The organism is Amazonocrinis nigriterrae CENA67 (genome assembly GCF_016056305.1).
GTDB classification, from domain to species: Bacteria; Cyanobacteriota; Cyanobacteriia; order Cyanobacteriales; family Nostocaceae; genus Amazonocrinis; species Amazonocrinis nigriterrae.
The window spans coordinates 24,162-50,640 of sequence record NZ_JAECZC010000032.1 but is presented as its reverse complement, the minus strand read 5'-3'; the positions used below and the strand labels follow the sequence as shown (position 1 = coordinate 50,640).

17 protein-coding genes and 1 CRISPR repeat array are annotated in these 26,479 nt (G+C 43.8%); of the genes, 6 read left to right on the top strand and 11 right to left on the bottom strand.

The genetic code is table 11. The features are described 5' to 3' along the window. Nucleotides 1–60: 60 nt before the first annotated feature. Both I8748_RS17505 and I8748_RS17500 read right to left on the bottom strand, forming a co-directional pair. Nucleotides 61–225 carry a hypothetical protein gene (locus I8748_RS17505; protein WP_198125847.1) on the bottom strand — a complete coding sequence of 55 codons (165 nt, stop codon included), beginning with the start codon at nt 223–225 and terminating at the stop codon, nt 61–63. Between the two features lie 5 nt (nt 226–230). Next, nucleotides 231–2,180: direct repeats of the CRISPR family, unit length 37 nt; unit sequence GTTTCAATCCCCTTGCGGGGTAGTAGGAATGTGAAAC. A 550-nt stretch (nt 2,181–2,730) separates the two neighbouring features. Then, nucleotides 2,731–6,360 (bottom strand): response regulator, encoded by a 3,630-nt coding sequence (locus I8748_RS17500; RefSeq protein ID WP_198125846.1) that lies wholly within the window; start codon nt 6,358–6,360, stop codon nt 2,731–2,733. Between the two features lie 694 nt (nt 6,361–7,054). On the opposite strand from I8748_RS17500, the gene I8748_RS17495 reads away from it, so the two are divergent. Continuing rightward, the gene (locus tag I8748_RS17495; RefSeq protein WP_198125845.1) at nt 7,055–7,759 is read left to right on the top strand and encodes a CAP domain-containing protein; all 705 of its coding nucleotides are present in this window, start codon (nt 7,055–7,057) and stop codon (nt 7,757–7,759) included. Nucleotides 7,760–8,272: 513 nt separating this feature from the next. Here the strand turns inward: I8748_RS17495 and I8748_RS17490 are convergent. From I8748_RS17490 to I8748_RS17485, 3 genes are all read right to left on the bottom strand, one after another. Next, nucleotides 8,273–9,841 carry an efflux RND transporter periplasmic adaptor subunit gene (locus I8748_RS17490; protein ID WP_198125844.1) on the bottom strand — a complete coding sequence of 523 codons (1,569 nt, stop codon included), beginning with the start codon at nt 9,839–9,841 and terminating at the stop codon, nt 8,273–8,275. 159 nt (nt 9,842–10,000) lie between these two features. After that, a complete protein-coding gene (locus I8748_RS34635) occupies nt 10,001–10,159 on the bottom strand; it encodes a hypothetical protein (protein ID WP_214662620.1) in 159 nt (52 codons plus the stop codon). A gap of 122 nt (nt 10,160–10,281) precedes the next feature. After that, the gene (locus I8748_RS17485) at nt 10,282–10,851 is read right to left on the bottom strand and encodes a TetR/AcrR family transcriptional regulator (RefSeq protein WP_225896458.1); all 570 of its coding nucleotides are present in this window, start codon (nt 10,849–10,851) and stop codon (nt 10,282–10,284) included. Nucleotides 10,852–11,711: 860 nt separating this feature from the next. On the opposite strand from I8748_RS17485, the gene I8748_RS17480 reads away from it, so the two are divergent. After that, nucleotides 11,712–12,983, top strand: a complete 1,272-nt coding sequence (locus I8748_RS17480; RefSeq protein WP_198125843.1) for a glycosyltransferase family 4 protein — start codon at nt 11,712–11,714, stop codon at nt 12,981–12,983. A 96-nt stretch (nt 12,984–13,079) separates the two neighbouring features. After that, nucleotides 13,080–13,700 (top strand): TMEM175 family protein, encoded by a 621-nt coding sequence (locus I8748_RS17475; RefSeq protein WP_225896457.1) that lies wholly within the window; start codon nt 13,080–13,082, stop codon nt 13,698–13,700. 258 nt (nt 13,701–13,958) lie between these two features. Here I8748_RS17475 and I8748_RS17470 read toward each other — a convergent pair whose 3' ends face one another. Next, nucleotides 13,959–17,222: an EAL domain-containing protein gene (locus tag I8748_RS17470; RefSeq protein ID WP_198125842.1), complete on the bottom strand. Its 3,264-nt coding sequence runs from the start codon at nt 17,220–17,222 to the stop codon at nt 13,959–13,961. A 463-nt stretch (nt 17,223–17,685) separates the two neighbouring features. On the opposite strand from I8748_RS17470, the gene I8748_RS17465 reads away from it, so the two are divergent. The 3 genes from I8748_RS17465 (at nt 17,686) to ftsH (ending at nt 22,490) form a co-directional block, all read left to right on the top strand. Then, entirely contained in the window at nt 17,686–19,275 is a 1,590-nt protein-coding gene (locus I8748_RS17465) for a TAXI family TRAP transporter solute-binding subunit (protein ID WP_198125841.1), read from the top strand. A 468-nt stretch (nt 19,276–19,743) separates the two neighbouring features. Further along, entirely contained in the window at nt 19,744–20,400 is a 657-nt protein-coding gene (locus I8748_RS17460; protein WP_198125840.1) for a phosphoribosyltransferase, read from the top strand. A gap of 143 nt (nt 20,401–20,543) precedes the next feature. Continuing rightward, entirely contained in the window at nt 20,544–22,490 is a 1,947-nt protein-coding gene (ftsH, locus tag I8748_RS17455; protein ID WP_198125839.1) for an ATP-dependent zinc metalloprotease FtsH, read from the top strand. Between the two features lie 490 nt (nt 22,491–22,980). On the opposite strand, the gene I8748_RS17450 is transcribed toward ftsH, so the two are convergent. From I8748_RS17450 to I8748_RS17430, 5 genes are all read right to left on the bottom strand, one after another. Further along, the gene (locus I8748_RS17450) at nt 22,981–23,724 is read right to left on the bottom strand and encodes a 3-oxoacyl-ACP reductase family protein (protein ID WP_198125838.1); all 744 of its coding nucleotides are present in this window, start codon (nt 23,722–23,724) and stop codon (nt 22,981–22,983) included. Between the two features lie 31 nt (nt 23,725–23,755). After that, entirely contained in the window at nt 23,756–24,166 is a 411-nt protein-coding gene (locus I8748_RS17445; RefSeq protein WP_198125837.1) for a hypothetical protein, read from the bottom strand. A 20-nt stretch (nt 24,167–24,186) separates the two neighbouring features. Next, nucleotides 24,187–25,125, bottom strand: a complete 939-nt coding sequence (locus I8748_RS17440) for an NAD-dependent epimerase/dehydratase family protein (protein WP_198125836.1) — start codon at nt 25,123–25,125, stop codon at nt 24,187–24,189. 54 nt (nt 25,126–25,179) lie between these two features. After that, a complete protein-coding gene (locus I8748_RS17435; protein WP_198125835.1) occupies nt 25,180–25,566 on the bottom strand; it encodes a nuclear transport factor 2 family protein in 387 nt (128 codons plus the stop codon). Between the two features lie 194 nt (nt 25,567–25,760). After that, nucleotides 25,761–26,285 carry a DsbA family protein gene (locus I8748_RS17430; protein ID WP_198125834.1) on the bottom strand — a complete coding sequence of 175 codons (525 nt, stop codon included), beginning with the start codon at nt 26,283–26,285 and terminating at the stop codon, nt 25,761–25,763. Between the last annotated feature and the right edge of the window lie 194 nt (nt 26,286–26,479).

Here is a 26,479-nt window from a genome sequence, read left to right as displayed (position 1 = left end):
AGCAAGGGAGCAGGGGAAAATCAAATTGCTAATGAGGCTTTGATACTTGTGATCAGTTCCTCACCCAAATCCTCCATCGGTAATACCAATTCGTAATTCGTAATTGTAGAGACGATTCGGCGAATCGTCTTTACTCAGATATGGTCTGGGTTTTGGGGTTTGGATGTGTTGCTGGATTTGAGAGAATTGGTATAAGGTGTGTTGTCGCCAAGCGCAACGCACCATCAATTGTTTCAATCCCCTTGCGGGGTAGTAGAAATGTGAAACCTGCAATTGAGCCTTTTCGACTAAAAGCAGCTGGTCAGTTTCAATCCCCTTGCGGGGTAGTAGGAATGTGAAACGTTGACCTGGAGTTAGAAATAGCAAGCTATATATATGTTTCAATCCCCTTGCGGGGTAGTAGGAATGTGAAACAAAATTTATTCGCCAAAGCCAACAACATTCAAATCGCGTTTCAATCCCCTTGCGGGGTAGTAGGAATGTGAAACATATATCCCTGTCTGCTGTTAATATGGTCATGACCTAGTTTCAATCCCCTTGCGGGGTAGTAGGAATGTGAAACATCTGACAAAGACTTCTACGAATTTGCTTGCGAAAGAATTGTTTCAATCCCCTTGCGGGGTAGTAGGAATGTGAAACAAGGCGATCGCTTTGATTATTTCCTTAATGGGGAGGTTTCAATCCCCTTGCGGGGTAGTAGGAATGTGAAACGCTCAAAAGTCTAAAGCAACCAGAAATAAGATTAAAGTTTCAATCCCCTTGCGGGGTAGTAGGAATGTGAAACGCTACATCTTTATAAAGCTCCAAATCAGATTTACACGGTTTCAATCCCCTTGCGGGGTAGTAGGAATGTGAAACGGGATAGGGGATAAGATAGATAATGATTCTCATTCTTGTTTCAATCCCCTTGCGGGGTAGTAGGAATGTGAAACTTAATTATTAGCAATCGCCCGTCCCTCCACTCGTATTAAGTTTCAATCCCCTTGCGGGGTAGTAGGAATGTGAAACGCTAGCCCTCATGTCCCAGATGACATACCGAGAGGTTTCAATCCCCTTGCGGGGTAGTAGGAATGTGAAACACCTCCTTGCATTAATTTTTCTTATGCAAGATTTAGTTTCAATCCCCTTGCGGGGTAGTAGGAATGTGAAACATAAAGACCCTGAAGCTAATAGCAGAATGCTTAGAAGTGTTTCAATCCCCTTGCGGGGTAGTAGGAATGTGAAACCAATTGTGCCGAGTTGGTGTCCAGCAATGGACATACGTTTCAATCCCCTTGCGGGGTAGTAGGAATGTGAAACGCGATCGCCATATCTCCTTGATCCAGCACTTTCTCTAAGTTTCAATCCCCTTGCGGGGTAGTAGGAATGTGAAACACATTATTTGGAGTTGATAATTATTCAGTTAATGGTAGGTTTCAATCCCCTTGCGGGGTAGTAGGAATGTGAAACCTAACTTTTTTGGTGGTAAGCGTATATCTATTAGGTTTCAATCCCCTTGCGGGGTAGTAGGAATGTGAAACCACATTCTTGCTAGCAGTCCCAGACTGGTTGAAGTGTTTCAATCCCCTTGCGGGGTAGTAGGAATGTGAAACGAACAGAATAAATAACACTCTTGGGCAATTCACAAACGTTTCAATCCCCTTGCGGGGTAGTAGGAATGTGAAACTTGGTCTTTTGTTATCCCTGGATTCCACACCCCGATTTGTTTCAATCCCCTTGCGGGGTAGTAGGAATGTGAAACTATTGACGAGGCGCATCATGCCGTCAGTAAAAGTTAGTTTCAATCCCCTTGCGGGGTAGTAGGAATGTGAAACTTGCCGCTGTCGGTGGCAGTGAAGCGGCTTTGAAGCTGTTTCAATCCCCTTGCGGGGTAGTAGGAATGTGAAACAAAAAGGAGTTGAATTATGTCTTTTTTTGAAGAATTGTTTCAATCCCCTTGCGGGGTAGTAGGAATGTGAAACTTCAAAAAAACTGATGCATACATCAGTATGCTTGGGTTTCAATCCCCTTGCGGGGTAGTAGGAATGTGAAACCAACACAATTGCTGATGAACTTAACATAGATGAGCCGTTTCAATCCCCTTGCGGGGTAGTAGGAATGTGAAACCTAACGACTCTTGAAGAAATAGTTAATACGATAGCTTGTTTCAATCCCCTTGCGGGGTAGTAGGAATGTGAAACACTTCAGTCTGAAACCGTTACAAAACAAGGTTCCTGGGAGGGTTTTTGGCGGGGGAGAAATTTTGGTTAATTTCAGCCGCTCTTATTGCAAAATAGTTGCATTTACCCTAACTATTAAAACGCTGTAATTATTGATTTGTCAAGGTTCTGGCGATTTTGGCGGGACTCCAGGGATTTTGCCCCCGCTTCGCCCTGCCAAACATCAAGCTTATTACATAATCATAAAATGATTGTTTGTGATTGTCGAGCTTTTATGAACTATATGTAACTTTTTACAGTAAAACTTTGCTCAACTTAGTTAATACTAGCAAAAAGGGTTAGGTTACGCGCAGGCTGCAAAAGCTTCCGTCGTCCCTGCAACAGCTTCCGTCTTCACGTTTTAGGGTTACGCGCAGGCTGCAACAGCTTTCTCTTTCATCTTTAGGTGTTTCCCCTAGGCTTTAGTCGCTCCCACTTTGACATTTTTGGCTGAAGCCAACCCATAACAAACATCAAAGAATCAGCGCAAGGCGTTAATAATACTTTTCAAACAACCTCTTAGCACTCCTGGCTATCGATACAGCCAAACTCGCAGCAGTGACAGCAGTTGCTCAGTATCTACGGGTTTGGTAATATAATCGGAAGCGCCTGCTTCGATGCACTTTTCACGATCGCCTGGCATGGCTTTGGCTGTTAAGGCAATAATTGGTAGTGAGCGAAATTCCTGTTGCTGGCGGATGGCGCGGGTAGTCTCATAACCATCCATTTCTGGCATCATCACGTCCATGAGAACAATGTTAGTATCAGGATTTGCTTGCAGTACCTCAATACCAGCTCTACCATTTTCAGCAAACAGCACTTGCATTTGATATCCTTCTAAAAAACTGGTGAGGGCAAAGATATTTCGCAAGTCGTCATCGACAATCAGAATTTTTTTATGAGCAAGGATAGGATCGCTTTGGTGCAGTTGCTCTAATATTTGACGTTTAGGTTGGGGTAAATTAGCCTGTACTCGATGTAAAAATAAGGCAGTTTCATCTAACAAACGTTCTGGCGATCGCACATTCTTTATGATAATTGTCTCTGCTAGTCGCCTGAGTTGAGTTTCTTCTTGTCGAGTCAGTTCTTTGCCGGTGTAAACTATGATTGGCAGTTTCAAAAGGTTGGGTTTTTGCTTGATTTGCTCAATCAGTTCTAACCCACTCATATCAGGTAAACCTAAATCCAGCACGATACAATCAAATCGCTGAGATTGCAAAATCTGGATTGCTTCTGCTCCTGTACTTACTGCTGTACTCTGAACATCGCCATTACCAATCAGTTCGATAATACTTTGGGCTTGCACAGCATTATCTTCTATAATTAGCAGATTTTTCACCTTACGCTCAATAAAGCTGTTAATCTCAGTGAATACCTGAGTCAGCGCTTCTGGAGATACAGGTTTTTGCAGGTAAGTGACTGCTCCTTGCTGTAATCCTCGTTGTTCTCTGTCGTCAACTGAAAATATATGTACGGGAATGTGTCTAGTTTCATGATCACGCTTGAGACGATCTAACATTGTCCAGCCATCCATCCCCGGCATATGGATATCTAAAGTGATTGCATCGGGTTTAAACTGTTGTGCTAGTGTTAGACCTTGTTTGCTTTGTAAAGCAACGATGACTTTAAAGCCTTGCTGACGCGCCATGTCTAGTAAAATGCGGGCAAACTTGTCATCATCATCTACGATTAGTAGGATGCGATCGCCACTTTGAATTCTATCGCGATCGTCTGCAATTTCACTAGGAAGTGTGGGGAGTGGGGAACTCGGGGCCCCTGGAGGGGATAAGGGGCGATGGGGAGTTGGGAGTGGAGTTGAGAGTAGAGTTGAGAGTGGGGAGTTGGGAGTGGGTAATAAAGCATAAGTCTGGGGTAGGTAGAGGGTGAAAATACTTCCCTGTTCTGGTTGGCTAACTAATTCAATTCTCCCTCCTAGCAGTTGAGCCAACTCACGGCTAATGGATAAGCCTAAGCCAGTTCCCCCATATTTGCGGCTAGTGGTACCATCTGCTTGCTGAAATGCCTCAAAAATAATCTTCTGTTTCTCGGCGGGAATCCCAATACCAGTATCCCTAACTGCAAAGGCAATCATCGGATTATCGCCTGGGGCTGTTTCTGTAGCCATGCCTATTTGTAACTTCACACTTCCCTGTTCAGTAAACTTAAAAGCGTTAGCTAGCAGATTTTTCAATACTTGTTGCAGGCGTTTGGGGTCGTGAGAAATTGTTGGGGGCAAATCTTCATTTAGTTCAATTGCAAAACTCAAACCTTTATTCTCTGCAAGTCCACAGAAAGTCCGCTCTAAAGATTGCCGTAAATCTTCAAAACTAATTTCTTCAACTTCTATTGAAACAGTTCCAGATTCAATTTTTGCTAAATCTAAAATATCATTAATTAATTCCAATAAATCTGTACCAGCAGAGTAAATTGTCTGGCTATACTCTACCTGTTTTTCAGTCAAGTTACCCGTCAAATTATCTGAGAGCAACCTTGCTAAAATTAACAAGCTGTTAAGCGGCGTTCTTAATTCATGGGACATGTTGGCTAGAAATTCTGATTTGTATTTAGAAGACAACATCAGTTGTTCTGCTTTTTCTTCTAAAGACTGCCTTGCCAACTCAATTTCTTGGTTCTTGCGAGCAACTTCTCGATTTTGCTGTGCTAACAATTCTGCTTTTTCTTCTAGCTCTTCATTCAGTTGCTGTAATTCTTCGTTGGATTGCTGTAACTGTTCTTGCTGTTGCTTTTGCAGTATTTGAGATTGTTCTAACTCGTGTGTTTGCTCTTCTAGACGTTGATTGCTTTGTTTGAGTTCTTCTTGCTGGAGTTGTAATTCTTCTGTTAAAGCTTGAGATTCTTCTAGTAATTGTTGAGTTTGCCAACTGGAAGCGATATTATTCAAAAATACACCAATAATTTCACTGAATTGCTCTAAAAATGCCAGATGCATCTCCCTAAAGCGGTGAAATGAAGCAAGTTCAATTACAGCTTTGACTTCTGTCTCAAATAGCACGGGCAACACAATAATATTAATTGGTGTCGCTTCTCCCAAGCCGGAACTGATGCGGATGTAATCACTGGGAACTTCAGTTAACAGAATTCTTTGTTTTTCTAAAGCACATTGCCCTACTAGTCCCTCACCCAAGCGAAACTGATTTGCTAGGTGTTTGCGTTCTTGGTAAGCATAGCTATTTAATAATTTCAGCACAGGTTGGTTATCAATGCTATCCATCACATAAAAAACGCCTTGTTGTGCGTCAACCAATGGTGCGAGATTTGACATGATTAAACGAGATACACTTGATAAATCCCGCTGTCCTTGGAGCATCTGAGTAAACCTGGCTAAATTAGAATTGAGCCAAATTTGCTCGTCGTTTTTTTGAGTTGTGTTTCGCAGATGAACAATCATCTCGTTGAATGTTCGCGCTAACACGCCAATTTCATCTTGGCGATCGCTATTTGGTAAGCTCACCAATAAGTTGCTATCTGCAATATTTTCTGCCACATCAGAAAACTTTTTCAGCGGTCTTGAAATATGTCGCGTTAAAATAAATCCAATTAAAGCTAAAATTAAAGATAATATGGGGATACTGTAAGTAATGGTAGCGATGGTTTGCTGAGTAGCTACTTGTGACTTTTGCGATCGCTCCTTTAACAGCCTATCTTCCTCAACTTGCATCGATCGAATAGTCTTGCGAATCTCACCCATCAGTTCCTTGCCTTCTCCTGTTTGAATCACCTTCTGGGCAGTTTCAAAGCCTTGGTTTTGACGCAAATCGATGGTTTGTTGAAGTTCAGCCAGCTTCTTGTTAACTAATGGCTCTAAAATATCAAGTTGACGCTGTTGATTGGGGTTATCCGCCGTTAACCGCCTCAGTTCCTTGACTTTTGGCTCTATAACTTGAATAGCAGCTTGATAAGGTTCTAGATAACGCTGTTCTCCAGTAATAATGTAACCACGTTGCCCAGTCTCAGCATTTGTCACTTGAGAGCCAAGTTCCTCGAGCTGACTTAGCACTTGGTAGGTGTGTTGTTCTCGGCCCGAAGTTTTAATCAGTTCGTTGGTGCTTTGGTAGGAGATTAGACCAATCGTGGTTAAAAGCGCTACACTGATGGCAAAACCGAATCCTATTTTGGTTCCAATCTTCAAACGTTTCAACATTGAGAGTTTTTGAAATCATTTCTGTTGCTATTGCGACTATTTATCTAGATTATCTAGAGCCTAGATAGAAAATCGGCTGTAGTCAGGTTTTTTCGATTTATATATTTTGATAAGTACGAAAAGTATAAATTTGTGTTAATGCTTTTATATTTATCTTTTATCCAAGAGAATTATAATCTTTTTTGCTGCATCTAGATAGTTGCTCTGTAAGCTTATCCTGGTTTAAATACACGGGGCTTTCGCTCTAACCTTGTCCTCCCCGTGGCTCAAGCATCTACGGTGTCCACACAAAGTTCCCTCCCCTTGACAAGGGGAGGGTTAGGGTGGGGTAAAACCCTAATTTGTCAATTATTTCCAACTTGTGTGTACACCTTAGCCCCTACGAGGGCAGAGGCTTTGATACCTGGTTCTAATTTTTCTCTCGTTGTATGAAACCACCCTGCTGCCTCTAATCCCCAAAGGGTTTATTATGCCCTGCTACCCACTGTTTATTGATAATTATTTCTCTACTTAAAAATAATTATACTTTTTTTAAAAAAATGATCTTTACATTAAGTTGTTGTAAATATTACAATAATTTTTGTAACTACTTTTGCCTGCTCATCTTAATGGTGAGCTTAAAGCATCATTTGCAAATGCGTGGTGCATTTATTTAGCCCAACAAAAATCTAAGTACAAGAATGAGAGATAGTGAATGCACTGCGTTAAACCTTACGTATTTATCGCTAGTTTCCTAATAACTAACTGTTCTTATCAATTGCTTCCCCCTAACTCATCTGTAGCAAAATCTAGGCGGGATATTGTCCAAACAGCTAGTCCAACTGTATTGGCAAAGGGAAGTTATCTCTCGCCGTTAGAGCAACAGGTGATTGATGAAATGTCCAAGGTGCGGACAAATCCCAAAGCATATATTCCCATCCTGGAAAATTATAGAAAGCGCTTCCAGGGCAACCGCGTCAGATTATCCAGTAATACCTATTTGCTAACTACTGAAGGGGTAAAACCAGTTGATGAGGCGATCGCATTTCTCAAGACAGTTCGTCCAGTGGGTGGATTAACTGCATCTAGGGGCATGTCTTTGGGCGCTAGAGATCATGTCCTAGACCAGGGCCCAAAGGGTATAACGGGTCACAATGGCAGCGATGGCAGTGACCCCTTTAATCGCATCAACCGCTACGGTAAATGGCAAACCACCGCAGGCGAAAATATCAGCTATGGCCCAAACACAGCCCAAGATATTGTTATGCAATTAATTATTGATGACGGAGTACCATCACGAGGTCATCGAAAAAACATCTTTAACGGTGCCTTCAAAGTCGCTGGTGTTGCTTATGGGACTCACAAAGTCTATAAAACAATTTGTGTAATTAACTATGCTGGAGGCTATAAAGAGAACTAGGGACTGGGGACTAGGGACTGGGGAACTCGGGGCCCCCACGACCGGAGGGAGTGGGGATTAGGGGTAATGGGGACTAGGGACTCACAGTCATCAGGAGCCAGTGCGTTGGACGGCTTTGCCGGCAGCCTTTGCAACTGGCGTTCATCAGTCAACAAATACAACCACGATAATTGAACGTGAGTTCGACAGATTTAAAAGACCCCTCTCCAAACCTCTCAACGCCAGTTGCTCATGGGGGAGACCAGGCCAGATGCTCCACTTGGTGAGGCAGTCGCAGTCTTGGCGGCTTTTGCCGATTGCGTTAGCGAAGCGTTAGCGACGCAGGAGCGTCACTGCCGAACCCGAAGGGGGAAACCCCAAGACCCCACTGGCTCCCCGAAGCGGGGAGAGGCTTCAAAACCTTATTCTTCTGTATCAATGTCTAGATTTTTTGCCCCTTCCCTTGTAGGGGAGGGGTTGGGGTTAGGTTCCGTCGAACTCAGGATAATTTATTTCTCACACCCCTTGTAACAGTTATGGCTTTGCATCACCCCTTCCTTCAGATGTAGGTATGATAGGCGCACCATTAGTGAGGTTGAGAATACCGGAAACAACGATTTTGTTACCAGCCTTGAGTCCTTCGAGTACTTGATAATTATTTCCCTGAATGCTTCCCAATTTCACCAGCTTTTGTTGAGCTACTAAAGATGGCCCTCCAGGTTGAGGTTTTTCTGGGGCTTCAGCAACAAAGACAAAAGTCTGTCCACCCAAACGAGATACTGCTGTAACTGGAATTAAAATTCCTGGACGTTCGTCCCAAATCAATTTGGTTGGTACTAACTGACGATTGAGCAGTTGGTTTCCGAAATTGATAAAGGAGGCTTTAGCTAAAACTGACTGAGAATTTGTATTGGCATCTGGGGAGATAAAACTCACCTTACCCGTAGCTGTTGCTTTGCCTTGAGCATCCAACATTTCCACAGGTAATCCCAAACGCAACTGTTTTGCTTGGGTTAGTGGAATGGCTAGATTAAGTTCCAAAGAGTCGTTTTTGGTCAGTGTGGTGAGTTCATCTCCCTTGTTGACATACTCTCCTACCCTGACTGGGATATCACCAACAATGCCAGTAAAAGGAGCTATGACGTTTGTATATTGCAATTGGACTTGGGCGGCTTTGACTTGGGCGGCTGCTTGAGATACTTGAGAACGAGCTTGAGCAATTTCTTCTGGGCGGGAACCGTTTTCTAATTGCCTCAAGTTTTGTTGCTGTTGTTCCACAGCAGCGGCTAGCTCATCAATATCAGAGCGTCTGCCTTTTTTGAGTTGTTCTAAGCGTCGCTCGACTACAACCAGTGCAGCTTCAGCACTACGCTGTTCTTTAAGATATCCTTCTAGAGTATCTTGAGAAATTGCGCCATCTTGTCTCAATTGTTGGTATCGCCTGGCTCGTGCCTTTGCTAAATCTAAATCAGATTTAGCTGAATCAATTTGAGCTTGAGCCTGAGCAATTTCTTCTGGTTGCGCTCCGGCTTGAGCATCAGATAGGCGAGCTTTGGCTTGAGCTAAGGTAGCTTTGGCTTGGGCAATTTCTTCAGTGCGCGTACCTGCTTTGAGTTCGGCAAGACGTGCTTGGGATTGTTCTAGTGTGGCTTTTGCTTGTAATAGCTGGGCTTGGACATCATCACTTTGCAGGCGAATCACGACTTGCCCTTTTTGGATGCGATCGCCTTCTTTGAATGCAATTTCACTAATTCGCCCCTCAACCCGTGGCTTGAGTGCCACTGAGCGCTTAGCCTCCAAAGAGCCAACTAACTCGGTAGTCTCTTGTATAGTTCCAGTCTCCACTGTGGCTAGCTTGACGGGAATCCCCATTGGTTTACTAGCTGCGCCAGCGCCTTGGGGTGGATTACTGGCAAGGCTATTTTGCCACCAGCGCCAACCCAAACCACCACCTACCAGTAACAAAATAATTCCCAATATTAAAGACCAAGGTCGCTTTTTTTTTGGCTGAGGTGGTTGTTGTTGAACTTGATTGGAATCAGTAACAGAAGGCTGTTCTGTTTCAATAGAAACTGGGGAATCAGGGAGTTGAGAGTCGGGCATCTTTCGTTGTCTCGTCTTTTAGATTTAGACTTTAGCAATCTACGTTTGACTGAAAAAGCTTTATATAAAAGATATTTCAGTCGTTTTTTTCTATGTTTTCTCTACCTATGATTTGTAAAACTCAATTTTGAGTGTAATCATCATTGTGCTTGATGTTGGTCAGGAATCTTCTTTATTAATTAGCGAAGTGCCAATACCCCGCACAAACACCTCAACACAAGTGTCGATGTAGCATTCGTGACTATAGCCCAATAATTTAGTCGGGGTATCGCTACAACGCAGCATCCCATGAAGCAGCATACCAGCGAAACTATCCACAGATGCTCTTAGATCTATATCTCGGCGGACTTGACCAAGCCCCGTTGGGGCGGGGTGTGGGGTGTGGGATGTGGGGTGTGGGGAAAAGAATAGCCCCAACTCCTGGGACAGAGCAACTACTTTTAAGTATGAAAATCTTTCTCAAAATGTGTTTCGCTTGACGTAGTATGAGAAACACGAAGTCCTTGTTTGAAACCCCTGCTTTTAAGTATGGGGTTCACTGCACCCCAGACCCGTTGCGCCACACCCTGTTCATCATCCTTCTCTTGAGCCTTCTGTAAATAGGCAACCATCTGTTGGCGCAGCAATTTATCAGTCTCGTAGACAATCTGACGAGCTGCATCTGGATATCGCTTCGCTTCTCCAATAAATGTCCGAGTTAAAGCTTCATGCTCCTCCATTACCCGGCTGCAAAGCCTTGCATAATCTCTCAAGTCAATATATAGATTCTGAGTCCATTCATCCTGATGAGCTAAAGACTCGGCCTGTAAAGCTACAGCCTGCTGGATGACAGCTGCTAGTAGTTGCTCTTTACACTGGAAATGGCGAAACAGAGTCACCTCATTGACTCCAGCAACACGAGCAATTTCACGCGTTGTAGCTTTAGTTAAACCTGCATTGGCAAACACCTCTGTTGCTGCCTTAATCAACCTGGCACGAGTTTGTCCAGTCCTTGATGCTAAATTTGTCATGAGAATTATGCAAGTAGCTGCTTGCATTATAAACACATAGGAGGAAAAATGTGTATAAAGTGTGAGTAATTTGTGGCGATCGCGTAAAAACCTACGCTCACGAAGCAATTAGTGAATTTTTTTTCACCAGGCAGGGGGTAGGAGGCAAAAGGGAAGAAGATTTGACTTGTTTGTTTGATTCGTAGCGATTGGCGCGCCGCCTGTGCGGCTGCTAGCAGTGCCCACCCCAGAAAAATGTCAATAACCCAACTGGTACAATATATAAATCTAAAGTAACTTTGCTAAGTTAATAGCCGCAAAAAAAGTCTCTATTCTCCCTCTGCTCAAAAAAGCTCTTCGATTGACTTCTGTCATACAAATCAATTAACTTAGACATTAGGAATTTGGCGATCGCATCCATATTATTAATCCAGATGCTTCACAAATGCAATCCCTATTCTGGTTTTTTTTGCCAAATATAGGAATTAGGTTTGATTTTGGAATAAAATTAGGTCTTTGTAGTAGCGTTAGCCGAGAGTAGCACACTATTGTTAAGGCTTTGATGCCGTTCTCTCGGCTAAGATAAAGCCAATTGCTCTTCAGCAATTTCAAGTCAGCTACTCATCTAGTTCGTCCACAACCAAGGATGAAAATACCTCTAGTTAGAGGCAAAAAATCACAAAAAATGCATAATTGCGAAAAATATAATTCTCAAGAATGAAGCTTTTTACCCTTCAAACTCATTCCTAGAATAGATTTGAGCAACTATTTCATCAATTATAGTTTAGTTATCAATTTTGGGATGCATCGAGGTAGTAACTTAATGTTAACCTCTGCCGCACCCCACATCTATTTATTAAAATTAGCGCTCTAACACATTTATGAACTCTACAATTAGTAAGCACATTGCCTTAATTTCTGTTCACGGCGATCCTGCGATCGAAATTGGTAAAGAAGAGGCTGGGGGACAAAATGTTTATGTGCGTCAGGTAGGTGAGGCATTAGCCAAACAGGGGTGGAAAGTAGATATGTTCACTCGCAGAGCAAGTAGTGAACAAGCAACGGTAGTTGAACATAGTGAAAATTGTCGCACGATTAGGTTAACAGCTGGCCCTACTGAGTTTGTGCCTAGAGATAATATTTTTGGATATGCGCCAGAGTTTGTTGAAAAACTGCTAAAATTCCAGAACCAATCAGGTATTCATTATTCATTGGTACACACAAATTACTGGATTTCTAGCTGGGTAGGAATGCAACTCAAGAAAATTCAAGATACAAAGCAAGTTCATACCTACCACTCTTTAGGAGCAGTGAAATATAAGTCAGTATCTACAATTCCGCTAATTTCTAAGACTCGTCTAGCAGTTGAAAAAGAAGTTTTAGAGACAGCTGAACGAATTGTTGCGACCAGTCCGCAAGAAAAAGAACACATGCGATCGCTTGTTTCTTCTAAAGGTAATATTGATATCATTCCCTGTGGTACTGATGTTAAAAGATTTGGCTCAATTGCACGGCAAGCAGCCAGACAGAAATTAGGAATAGACCCCGAAACGAAAGTAGTATTTTACGTAGGCAGGTTTGACCAACGCAAAGGTATTGAAACCTTAGTACGTGCTGTGAGTCAGTCACAATTACGTGGCAAAGCGCCTTTGCAACTAATTATTGGCGGTGGTAGTCGTCCAGGTCAGAGTGATGGCATAGAACGCGATCGCATTGAAAGTATTGTCAACGAACTAGGAATGAGTTCATTTACTACTTTTCCTGGCAACCTTGATCATGAAATATTGCCGACTTACTACGCCGCTGCTGATGTCTGCGTTGTTCCTAGCCACTATGAACCCTTTGGTTTGGTGGCAATTGAAGCAATGGCCAGTGGAACTCCGGTGGTTGCTAGTGATGTAGGTGGTCTGCAATTTACTGTTGTACCAGAAAAAACTGGCTTACTTGCTCCAGCGAAAGATGAAGTAGCCTTTGCACAAGCAATTGACCGAATTCTCTGTGACAATGCTTACAGAAACCAACTAGGCAAAGCAGCTAGACAACGGGTGATTACAAAGTTTAGTTGGGATGGTGTCGCTCAACAGTTAAGCGAACTATACACTGAGCTGCTGCAACAACCCACTAAAGTTTACAAACAGTTATCAGCTTCATAAGTGTTAACTGTGTACTGGTTTAAATTCTATATCCTCAGTCCCCAGTTCAAGCGATCGCTTTTGCCATTGGCGAAGCGATCGCTTTTAATTTAAGCTATGCTTATTTGCTCTCAAGTAAGCAGAGAAGGAGTACGTACACAGATGGGGAAAGGCAGGTTAGAAGCATTTAGCGATGGCGTACTCGCTATCATCATTACTATCATGGTGCTGGAACTGAAGGTACCGCATGGGTCTGATTTGGCTGCACTGCGTCCGCTGATTCCGGTATTGCTCAGCTATGTGCTGAGTTTTGTTTTTCTTGGTATCTACTGGAACAATCACCATCACTTGCTACAGGCGATCCGCCATGTTAATGGTCGTATCCTTTGGGCTAATCTGCATTTGCTGTTCTGGTTGTCGTTAATTCCTTTTGTCACAGGCTGGATGGGTGAGAACCACTTTAGCGCCTTGCCAGTTGCACTTTATGGTATCGTACTATTGTGTGCTGCAATAGCTTACTTCATTCTGACCCGGAGCCTGATTTCTCACCACGGTAAAGATTCTGTTCTAGCGATCGCACTAGGTGCAGACTTCAAAGGAAAGGTATCGGTGGTATTCTATGCCATAGCAATTCCGTGTGCCTTTGTCAACTCGTGGTTTGCCTGTGCATTGTACATTATGGTTGCAGTTATGTGGCTGATTCCTGACCGCCGCATTGAAAAGACCCTCAGCCAGTGAAGAATTCATCAACAGGGTGTGGGGGGTAGGGTGTGGGGTGTGGGGTAATTTATTGGTGGGGCTTTTTTTGGTACATTTGGCCCCATGTTTTTTTATCGCTATCTACTCGAATGTTTATTCAAGCAGGGCGCCAGTCCAATAAAAAATAATTTCAATTCAGCTAAAACACATTCAATTTGCACAATCACTTTATTTGTCTGGTCGTTCTGTGTCATTATTTGATTACTTTCATCAGGAAGTTTTAAAAAATTTAAATTATTATAGTTTTTCCATTTTTTCTGTCAAAAATATTGCTTCAATCTCATCAGCTGCTCGAGGTCGAGAAAACAAAAAACCTTGACCAAATTCACATCCTAACTCCTGTAACCATTGAAGCTGCTGTTGTGTTTCAATACCTTCTGCCACAACTTCTAATCCGAGTTGATTGCTGAGTGTGATTATAGTTTTGACAACTTGATAATTCCGGCTACCTTCCTGCATGTGATGAATAAAAGAACGATCAATTTTTAAGGTATCAACAGGGAATCGATGTAGATAATTGAGCGATGAATAACCAGTACCAAAATCATCAATGCTGATTTGGATTCCTAGTGCTTTTAACTGCTCTAAGATTTTGAGTGTTTCAATAATATTCTCAATTAGTATACCCTCCGTAATTTCGATAGTTAAACAGTGACCATCTAAGCCTGTCTGAGTCAGAATGTGTTTTATATCCTTAACTAAAGAGGGTTGGCGAAGGTCTTGAACTGAAAGATTAACGCTCAGCTTGAGCCGAAATTGATTACAAAACTGAGTTTGCCAGGTTACAATTTGCTGACAAGCAGTGTAGAGTATCAAGCTATCTAAAAGCACAATCAGCCCTGTTTCTTCAGCTATGGGCATAAATTCTCCTGGAGTCATAAATCCGAGGGTAGGATGTTGCCAACGCGCCAACGCCTCAAACCCAATCAGATGGTTATGATTGATATCAATAATTGGCTGATAGTAGACAATAAACTCCTGTCGTTCCAAAGCCTTACGCAAGTCATTTTCTAAATTGAGTCGGATGAGTGCTTGAGTGTGCATCTGACTATCAAAGATTTTATAGCAGCTTTTACCTTGAGCTTTGGCTCGATACATGGCAATATCTGAATCTCGCAGTAAATCCGAGGCTTGATGATAATTATCTTTTCCGAAAACAATACCAATACTCGTAGTAATAAAAACTTCATAGCCATTGAGCATTAATGGAGCTTGAAATTCTGCTAAAATCCTCTCAGCAACTACAATTGCTTCTTCAATTCCTGCTAGGTTTTCCAGCAAAATTACAAATTCATCGCCACCCAAGCGAGCTGCTAAATCGACTGCACGAATTTTAGATTTTAGCTTTTGGGCAATGATAGTTAGTAATTGATCTCCTGCTAAATGTCCCAAGCTATCATTAATGATTTTGAACCGATCCATATCGAGAAACAAAACTGCGAAATGATAATTTTCAATTCGCTTGGCTCGGTTAATAGCTAATTCCAGCCGTTCCATTAGCAGGTTACGGTTGGGTAAGTCTGTGAGAGCATCATGCAGCGCGTTGTAGATGAGTTGTTGTTCTGCATGTTTGCGATCGCTAATATCAGTGATTGTGCCCACATAGCCTGTAATGTTTCCTGCTACATCATACTCCGCAACAGCCTGTCCAAATACCCAACTCACCGTGCCGTTAGGTTGTTGAAATCGATACTCTAGCTGAAAAGGACGATTTTCCAAAGCAGCAGAATACCACTCAGTTGAAACTTGTTCTCGGTCATTGGGGTGAAGTCCTTTAACCCATCCATTTGCGTTGGCTTCTTCGGGAGTCAGTCCAGTAATCTTACACCAGCGTTCATTAACGTAAACACAGTTTCCTTGAGCATCGGTGCGGAAAATACCTACTGGAGCGGCGGCGGCTAAAGAAGCATATCGTTGTTCGCTTTGCCGTAGATGTGCTTCTGTTCGTTGTCGTTCTGCTAGTTCTGTTTGCAGTTTTTCATATGCAGTAGCTTGTTGGATAGCGATCGCCAGTTGAGTCGAAAGCTGTTGTAATAAAGTGATTTCTTCAACTTGCCACTGTCGAGGTGCATGGCTTTCAACAACGTTCAACAATCCCCACAAATTGTTACCTTCGATAATTGGCACCAAAATTTTGGCGCGAGTTTGCAATTTTTCTAGGAGTTGGCGGTGACAATCGCTCATCTGTGTGGTGTAGATATCACAGACAACACGAGTCCGTTCAGGACGATAAGTCGCAGCCCAATTAGACCCAAAACAAGTATCGTCAATTAATTTACCCAAGTAAGAAACATAACCATGATTCACGGATTCAGCAACCACAACTAAGCTCCAGTCAACTTGGAATTGCCAGATGGCAGCGCGATCGCACTTTAAGAGCGATCGCACTTCCGCAACTGTAGTTTCGAGAATATTCTGTAGGTTCAACGAAGAACGGATTTGCGTAGCAATCTTTGTAATTAATCGCTCCCGTTCTGCTTTTGCTTTGAGGGTAGCTGTACGCTCTTGAACTTGCTTTTCTAATTCGGCATTGCGATTTTGCAACAGTTCTAGTTTCTCCGCTTCTAATCGACACACCCGATGTTCTAATGCTTCAATTAAGTAAGTTAACTCCAGAGGATTGAGTACTTTGAGAATACTAGTTTGAGTTACAATCCCCAACAACTCTCCTTGCCTACCAACTACCACTACTCGCTTCACCAAGTATTGCCGCATCACCTGTTGAACCATCCACAGAGAGTCATTAGGACTGACTGAGAAAACTGGTGTACTCATGACAGCCTGTGCTTTTTGATGCTCAAAATCTAGTTGCAATGCTTGAAATTGTACGATATCTCGCTCTGTGACAATGCCAATTGGTATTTGTAAAAGTTTTCCTTGTGTCTGTTGTACACGTTCTTCCACCAGCACTACTGAACTCACCCGATATTCCGCCATGAGGTGAGTAATCGTCAGCATCGAAACACTGGGAGCAGCACAAATTACTTGAGAGGTCATTACATCTGCTACAAGGCGTAGATGTAGCAAATCTATTGGACGTGATACTTGTCGCAAACTCTCATGGGTCAGTAGCCCAACAATTTCGTTTTGCTCATTGAGCAGAGGCAAATGGCGAATTTGATATTGCTGGAGCAGATTCACCACCAGAAAGAGATTGGTAAATGCAGATTGCTGTAAAGTAATAACTGGATGTGCCATTACCTCACTGATTGCCAGATTGTCTAGCGATCGCTTCTGATAACTGAGGCGAACCACATCTCTTTCAGTAAAAATACCTAATAATTCATTGTTATCCACAATCAATACACAACTCGAACGTGCTTCCAGGTGTAGGGCTGCAATTTCAGTATCTGCCTCTCTTGAAGATGAACACATAGCACGAATGCCACTCATCTGGGCGATTGCTGCCATCACTGATGTATCAGGTGACACAATCAGTGGGTTACGAACAATTGCTGATTCCAACTCAGCTTCTGTCAAAGCAGTGGAAGGTATGAACATTCGTGCAAAATTTAGAATTTCTCAGACTATAATGCCCGTTGCACCACTGTACTTCAAACAGTAGATTTGCCAAATTTGTAATCAAGGGACTGGGGACTGGGTAATGGGTAATGGGTAGTGGGTGATGGGTAGTGGGCCAGATGTGAGACTAATAGTAGTAGTTCACCACGCAAATTTTGACTCTTGGAGACCGCTTAAAGGGAAAAGGGGAAAGGGAAAGAAATTAAAAACATGCGCCCCTTTTCCCCTTACCCAATCCCTGTGCCTGTCAAAATCTTTTTGGCAGGCTAGTAGAATCCAATTCCCAATCACCAATTTCCAATCATTGTATTGCAAATTTCCAACTGCCTAAATTAAACTCTATGAAAGTAAGGATACACAACAAATAAATGATATTGCTGAAGTGTAACCCTGAAATTTTTTTCATTAAGAGAAAGCGGTCGGTGTAGACCGCAGGAGAAAAGTGTCCGAACTGTCTGGTAAGCAAAGCTGGTCAAAGCAATTAGTTAGTTCTTTTGGCTCATTATTGAAATCTAGGCGTTGTCCTAGAGCAATTGTTATAATTTTCGGTGGTTTAGCAAGTGGCACTGTGATATCGGTTTTGAGCAGTTGTAGTGTTCAGCCGGATAGTGTTTCATTGTCCAGTGGCACTGCTGGTGGCTTTTATAACCGCGTAGGCGAACAAATTAGCCATTCTACTCAGACAACGGTAGGATTAAAAGTTCGCAATCTCGACTCGCAGGGTTCCCGTGAAAATCTACAACGTCTGCTGTCAGGTCAAGTGGATTTTGCTCTGGTGCAGTTGGATATTGCAAGCCAGGCAATGCGGCAGGGAAAAATCCAAGCAGTAGCAATTTTAGCTAATGAGTATGTACATATTATCGCCCGAAAGGACTCAGGGCTGAGGAGTTTTGCTGATCTTGAAGGTAAGCGAGTGGCTATTGGTACACCTGGTAGCGGCATTAGCTTTACTACCAGCCAACTGATCAAAGCCGACAAGTTGAAAATTCAAGAGGATGCTTCGGACTTTGATACAGCGTTTAAGAAATTGAACGCTAGTCAGCTAGATGCGATCGCCTACGTAGGAAGTCTCGGTGCGAATCAAAAGCTGCGGCAACAATTTATAAATAATCCTAATCTCAGGATAATCCCTATTCAACAAAGTTTAATCAATAACTTGATCGTTCTTGAGCCTGGTTCCTATCAAACCGCAACATTGCCGATGGGAACTTACGCTTCACGGCCATCTGTTCCAGAACAGGACGTATCAACTATTTCAACAGCTGCAGTTCTGGTCACTCGTCCTAATATGGATGGACATAAGGTAGGACTGGTTACTTGGTCAATTATCTCCACAGCTCGAACTTACTCAGAGTTTTATCCAGAACTTCAGAATACAGAATCTTCCGAACCGCTACGAAAGGGATTATTTTACGTTCACCCAGCAGCACAGGAGGTATTTGAGGATGGAGACCCGCGTGCAGCTTTTATTCGTTATTGGCAAAAAAATAGTGACCTGCAATCTGGGGTGTTTATTTTACTGTTCACCAGTGCTATGGGATTAGTAGTCAGACAGTGGCGCAAGCAAAGTTCTCAAAAGTTGCTGGGGACAACTGTTAACCGAGTTGCTGAACTTAAGAAATTGTTGGCAGAAAATCCTCAAGAGGCATTGAAAGGAATAGAAGATTTAAGACAGGAGCATCGATTAAGGTTTATCGATGGAGCAGTGACAACAGAAATTTACGAGCAACTGCAACAAAAAACGCAGACATTTGCTGACGAGTGCCGCTTGATTTTAGAAAAGCAGCGCAGAAAGTTTGTCATGGATACCTTATTGCTGCTAGATGAATGGCAGGCAACCTTGCAGACCGATCCAGATGTTGCTCTCCAGAAATTGCGTCAGATTAAGCAAGATTATCGAGATATGCTTTTGTCTGATCAAGTTGACATCGAGGCGTATGTGGAACTGATGCAGTTAACTCTCATGTCGGTAATGACCTTGGCCCCACAGTCTTTGCCAGGAGGAGCAGCTTTTACAAGACCTGAGTCTTGACCATAACGCAAAAATTATAAGCTGTTAAGCATTTAATTTGCACATTGAGACAGCAGGGGAGCAGGGGAGAAAGGGAGAGGGTGTGAAGCTTTTATCTACAATAAAAATGGTGCAACTTGTAGGCGCGACAGCTTAATTAATTTTTGTTGCAATTAACAGGACATTGCCACCAAGACTCACAAGTTACTCAAAATTATATTTTAAGTTAGACATAGAGATACTGCTATGTCATTGTTTTAAGGAGATTAACCTCTCAAAAGTAATCATAACGACCTAGAGCTATCAACAAACCCCTACTCTTCTCCTAACAAAGACGCTGCGCGAACGGGAACGGCTTCGCCCAACGGGGTAGGGAATAGGGAATAGGAAACAGTGTATAGCTTTGGGTAGGTTTTACAGAACGGATGAACATAGTTAACCGCAAAGTATTTGGATTCACTTTGCCTTCATCCTCAACAGGTGTTAATTATGACTATTAAATTCCGCAATCGCACTGAAGCTGGTCAAATGTTAGCAAAGCATCTAACAGCCTACGCCAACCGTACAGATGTATTGGTGTTAGGTTTACCCCGTGGTGGTGTGCCAGTAGCCTTTGAAGTAGCAAAGGCACTGAATGTACCATTAGACATTTGTTTGGTGAGAAAACTTGGCGTTCCCGCTCATGAAGAACTGGCAATGGGTGCAATCGCCTCTTTTGGCGCTAGGGTGTTAAATTCTGAAGTTGTGGATTCCTTGGGCATCGACCACCGTACCATTGAGGAAGTGGCTGCTAAAGAATTGCGGGAATTACAGCGTCGCGATCGCGCCTATGGTGGCGATCGCCCCCATGCTGAAGTCAAAAATCGCACCGTGATTTTAATAGATGATGGTATTGCCACTAGTTCAACCATGCGTGCTGCCATTGCCGTATTACAATCGCAGCAAACCCAGCGAATTGTTGTAGCAGTTCCAGTCGCACCCGCCACAACTTGCGAACAATTACGAGCCGAAGTAGACGAAGTGATTTGTTTGACAACACCCGAACCAATGTATGCGATCGGTCTTTGGTATGAAGACTTCTCGCAAACCAGCGACCAAGAAGTACGCGATTTATTGGCAAAGCGATCAACTGTGATCAGTAAGTAAGTAATTTTCTCATGACCACTGACCACTGACCACTGACCACTGACCACTGACCACTGACCACTGACCACTGACCACTGACCACTGACCACTGACCACTGACCACTGACTACTGACTGTTAACTGAATAATTAATAGGAGCAATTATGCCAGTTGACACTGATGGCGATCGCGACGTGAAACCAACTGAATCTAGACAGCTTGGGGCTAGTTTAATACTCTGGTTCGCATTACTAATATTTTTGAATTTGTTTCTCTTCGGAGAACCTCTTTATCCCAGAGTACCCTATAGTGAATTTGTTTCTCAGGTAGAAGCTGGTAAGGTTAGCCGGGCTGTCATCAGTTCTGAACGTATTGAGTATGAAATAAAACCAGAACAAACAGCCAAACCAGACAATCAACGCGATGTCTTACGACAAGACGCAAAGCGTCTACGCACGTTTGTTACCATACCAGTGACTGGTGATTCAGATTTACCAAAGCTTCTGCGACAGCATCAAGTAGAATTTTCTGCGCCAGCTCCCAGTAATATGGGTTGGTTTGCCACTTTACTCAGCTGGATTTTGCCACCGCTGATTTTCTTTGCTGTTTGGGGCTTTTTGCTCAGTCGCAGTCAGATAGGTGGCCCCGCAGCGTTGAAAATTGGTAAGAGCAATGCTCGCATTTACTCACAAGGAACTATGCACGTTAAATTTGACGATGTGGCCGGAGTAGATGAAGCCAAAGTAGAATTACAAGAGATTGTGGATTTTTTGAAAAATGCTAGCAAGTATACTCGCTTAGGAGCAAAAATTCCTAAAGGCGTGTTGCTGGTGGGGCCTCCGGGAACAGGAAAGACATTATTGGCAAAAGCGATCGCAGGCGAAGCGGGAGTTCCTTTCTTTAGTATTTCTGGTTCGGAGTTTATTGAGTTATTTGTCGGTCTTGGTGCAGCTAGGGTACGCGATTTGTTTGAGCAAGCCAAGCAGCAAGCGCCTTGCATCGTTTTCATTGATGAATTGGATGCTTTGGGAAAATCACGAGCTGGCGGCGGCCCAATCATGAGTGGCAATGATGAGCGAGAACAGACACTCAACCAGTTACTCTCTGAGATGGATGGTTTTAATGCCAACACTGGTGTAATTCTCCTGGCTGCTACCAACCGTCCTGAAGTTTTAGACCGAGCCTTGTTGCGTCCTGGTCGGTTTGACCGTCAAGTTGTGGTAGACCGCCCAGATAAAATTGGTCGGGAAGCGATTCTGAAAATCCACGCTAAAAATGTGATACTAGCATCTAATGTAGATTTATCGAAGTTGGCAGCCCGAACTCCTGGGTTTGCGGGCGCAGATTTAGCCAACCTAGTGAACGAGGCAGCACTTTTGGCAGCTAGAAGCAACCGTGAAGCTGTAACAATGACTGATTTTAACGAAGCTATTGAGCGAGTCTTAACAGGACTAGAGAAGAAGTCACGGGTGCTAAATGAAACTGAGAAAAAGACAGTCGCCTATCACGAAGTTGGACATGCATTGATTGGGACACTGATGCCTGGTGCTGGAAACGTGGAAAAAATCTCCGTTGTGCCTCGTGGTATAGGTGCTTTGGGCTACACATTACAACTACCAGAAGAAGACCGCTTTTTGATGACAGAAGATGAAATTCGCGGTCGCATCGTTACACTTTTGGGAGGGCGATCGGCAGAAGAGTTAATTTTTGGTAGGACTTCCACTGGTGCCAGTGATGATATTCAAACAGCCACAGAACTGGCAGATAGATTTGTGACGCTTTATGGTATGAGTAATAAACTTGGCCCTATTGCCTTTGAGAAGATTCAACAACAGTTTTTGGAAGGGTTAACCAATCCTCGACGTGTAGTTAGTCCCACAATTGCCGAACAAATCGACAAAGAGGTTAAAGAAATTGTCGATGGCGCACATCATATTGCCCTCACAATTCTCGAAAATAATCGGGAACTGTTAGTAGAAACAGCAGAATCTCTATTGGAGAAAGAAGTTTTAGAAGGAGAAGAATTGCGATCGCAACTCCACCGCGTCCAACCTCCCCCAGAAATGGATGAATGGTTGCGAACTGGCTATATTTCTCAAGATACTTTTTAGTTTGGGAATTGGGCATTGGGAATTGGCACAAAAAATTGCTCCCCATCACCCCATCATACCAATTCACAAAAGCCTTATAAATAATAGGTTTGCCGTATCTGACAGGACTTACGCAGCTAGATTGTTTACTGATGTGGATACTATGGAGTTGACGCTGACGAGAAGAAAATATGACATGAAACCAATTACTGAGGAAGTGATTAGCGCTCAACAGAAGGTTGCAGTCCAATTTTATGCAAGTCGCCTTCAAGGGGTCTGTACCTCCCAAACCTTGCTTTAGTGATTATTATCGCCCCTTGAAGCTTCCTGTAATCGCAAAGAAACGCTACCTGCGGCTTTAATTAAATCAGCTGCTTTTTCGCCGATCATGATGGTAGGTGCGTTCGTATGCCCTGTGATTAACGTGAGTTCGACAGAACTAAAAAATGGCAGGAGGTACGCTACTTATTCCAAAATATGGTGGGCTGTACTTAGGCATTAACTTGGGCAGTTATGCGCTGAACCCTCCATCAATCATTAAGTTTGCACCAGTGATGTAACCAGCTTCCGGCCCAGCTAGATAAGCGACCATCCCTGCAATTTCCTCGACGGAACCGTAGCGAGGTAGCGCCATCAGCTTTTTAAGCATTTCTGCAAACTCACCTTCTGGGGGATTCATCTCTGTAGCGATCGGCCCAGGCTGCACATTATTAATCGTAATTCCGCGTGGGCCGAGGTCACGCGCTAGTCCTTGCACAAGCCCTTGCAGCGCAGATTTACTCATGGCATAAACGCTACCGCCAGCAAAGGGCATCCGTTCGGCGTTGGCGCTGCCGATGTTGATGATGCGTCCGCCCTCTTTCATGTGCTTGACTGCGGCTTGCGTTGCCACAAACACGGCGCGCACGTTAACAGCAATGGTGCGATCGAAGTCTGCGAGGGTGAAATCATCGATTGGGGCGATCGCTAGCACGCCCGCATTATTGACGAGGATATCAATGCCGCCCAATTTTTCCACTGTTTGCTCAACAGCGGCAATCACCTGACTGGCTTCGGCACTGTCGGCTTGGATGGCAAGAGCTTGGACACCTAGCGCCTGGGCTGCTTGTACAATTTCGTTAGCGCGATCGGGCGAGCTACTATAGGTAAAGGCGACATCAACGCCTTCACTGGCTAAACGTCTGACGATGGCGGCTCCGATGCCGCGACTGCCTCCGGTAATGAGCGCGCGTTTATTCTTAAGTGTGTGGTTCATGTTCGATACCGTGTGATAAGAAATTGGATAATTAGCTGATAACTTTCTCTGGTTGCTGAATCGCTTTCAATGCCCAGATACCAATCCAACAACCGAATCCATCCACAATTAATATCAGGATGGCTGTAACTTGGAAAAACAGACCCCAGCCTGCTAAGGAAACTTGAGAAACGTGATCGGGACTAACCACGAGGAAATGATTGTAGATTCCAAACAGGAGCGATCCTGCTATTGAACCCAGCAAGAGCCAGCTACCAATGCGGTAGAACTGTGTCCAAAGTAAAACGGCTGCAATGATGGGAACGAGAAAAATCACAATTCCCACAAACGAACTCTGAAGCACACAGAGGGCAACTGGGATTTCTATATGCGCTAAACCATGTAGTCCATTAGCGATCGCGTGGATGACCACGATTGCTGTTCCATATTGAGCAATTTTCATCTTGCTTCTCCCTCAAATTGTTAACCGGCATGAGCTACGGCGCTGTCAACCATCCATTCCAACGGTCGAGGCTGAAAATTTAGTTCGCGTTTTGCCTTAGCATTTGATGCGCCGCGCATTTGCGTACCATAGTAGACGGCATCTGCACCACCGATTCGCAACGCCTCTTCAACTGATACCTGCGGCGGTGGTGGCGCATTCAGCCATTGGGCATAGGCACAGAGCCACTCGCGCACTTCTAAGGGGCGATCGTTGGTAATTAGGTAAATGCCAGGATTGCCTTGTTCTGCGGCCGCCACTGTAGCGATCGCCACATCCTCAACATGAACCCACGACCACACACCTTCCCCATTCCCAACAATCGGGAATTGTTGCTGTCGTACTTGGTTTGCAACGTCGCCATCGGCAGCAAACCAAGTGCCAGGCCCGTAGAAGAAGCCATAACGCAGGACAATCCCCTCTAGATTAGGCGTTTCGAGCAGACGACGCTCAATCTCAGTTACTGTGCGAGCATCTGCTGCAACTGCGGGTGAAGCATCCAAGGATAGCGGTGTTTCTTCATCTGCCAATCCAGTACCAGGAACTGCCCAGAATGCGATCGACTGTCTGAGATAACGGCGCACACCTGCTGCTTGGGCTGCTGCTAGCACATTAGCACCCCCTTCTAGACGAATACGCTGGTTGAATGGTGCGGCTGCACTCATAGATTCGGCGGTGTAGGTTTTGGGTAAAGCGGTGAGTTGTTCAATCACTACTTCCGGATGAGCGCCAATGATAGCCGCTTTGACAGCATCTGCATCGAATACATCTGCGATCGCTGGTTCTACACCTTGTTCGGTTAAAGTTTGCGCGTTTTCTAAAGAACGGGTCAACGCAACTACATCATGTCCTTGCGCCAGCAATTGCGCGATGAGCGGACGACCGATCGCTCCCGTTGCCCCTGCAACAAAAATCCTCATCTGTGAACCTCCCGCTTCAAGTGAAACATTTTTAAGACGAATTAAAACGACTGGTTAGGCTGATGTTAGTGCGGCTTTCATCACATCAGTATCGATGTAAACTTCTAATCGAACAATTTTTTCCTCCTTGACTGTCCAAATGTGAACCAGGTTACAACTAAACTCTTTCCCAGTTAGCTTTGCTACGCCACCCGTCTTGCCAATCGCAACTATTTGCTCGCCAGCTTGAATGTAGTGAGATATTTCGACGGTCGAATCAATCAGTGGCGAAAACTTGGAGAAAAAAATCTTGCTCTCATCAAAGCCATGATAGTGACCGCCCCAAGGAAGTTCTTCTGTTTGATAGAACTCGACATTAGGAGACATCAGAGAAAAATAATGAAGAATATCTTTTTCGTTTAGGTAAATGTAAGCCTGCTTGACAATTTCTAGAGCGTTCATTGGCATCTTTTCCTCATTAAGTCAGCCTGGTTAGCTGTTATGCCGTTTCACCCTCCGGGTTCGCAGTTCCTTCAACGGGGAGCCACTGCGGTCTTGGGGTTTCCCCAAGTGGAGCAAGTGGCGTGGGAACCCCCGCAACGGACTGCTCACTTTAAGTGAGAATTTCTAGCTTGGGCGTTGGCGTAGCCTCTCTTTTAGAGAATCGCTGTGAGTAGTCTCTCTATATCCCAGGCATCCCTGTAGCGAATTTCGTTGACAAATAAAGCTGGCGTACTACTGACACCACTTTGTCTACCACTTTGGATGTCTTGAGTAACCCGTTCAGCATGAACATGGTCTGTCATGTCCTGAAGGAATTGATCGATGTCAAGCTGTATTTGATTTGCATACTCTAGAAGATGTCCATTGTCAAGTGCGGATTGATTCGCAAATAAAAGATTGTGCATCTGCCAAAACTTGTTTTGTGCGGCGGCGGCTTCTGCTGCTTGTGCTGCCTTTTGTGCTTGGGGATGAAGGTGTGTGCGGGGGAAATGACGGAATACAAGGCACAATTGGATCTGTTGTTGAATCTCTTGAATCATCCTGTTAACCTCACCACAGGAAAGACATTGATAGTCACCGTATTCCACCAATATGACTGACGCATTCATTCCTCCTTGGGTATGGTCGTGTTCTGAAACTGGTATGAGCAGCCTGTCACCATCGCTTGTCTGACTCATCGTTTTTTATGCGGTCTGTGGATAGCATCTTGGCGATGAAAATGCTAGAAAGAACAGTAAGAAATTGAATATCGTTTCTTAATTTTGAGAATATGTAAATTGCTCCCCCTTTGTCACATCCCCTGCGAGAAGTTTTTTCACTAGCAATAGGGATAGGGATTAACATACTCTCAGGGCTAGGAATAACCTATCCT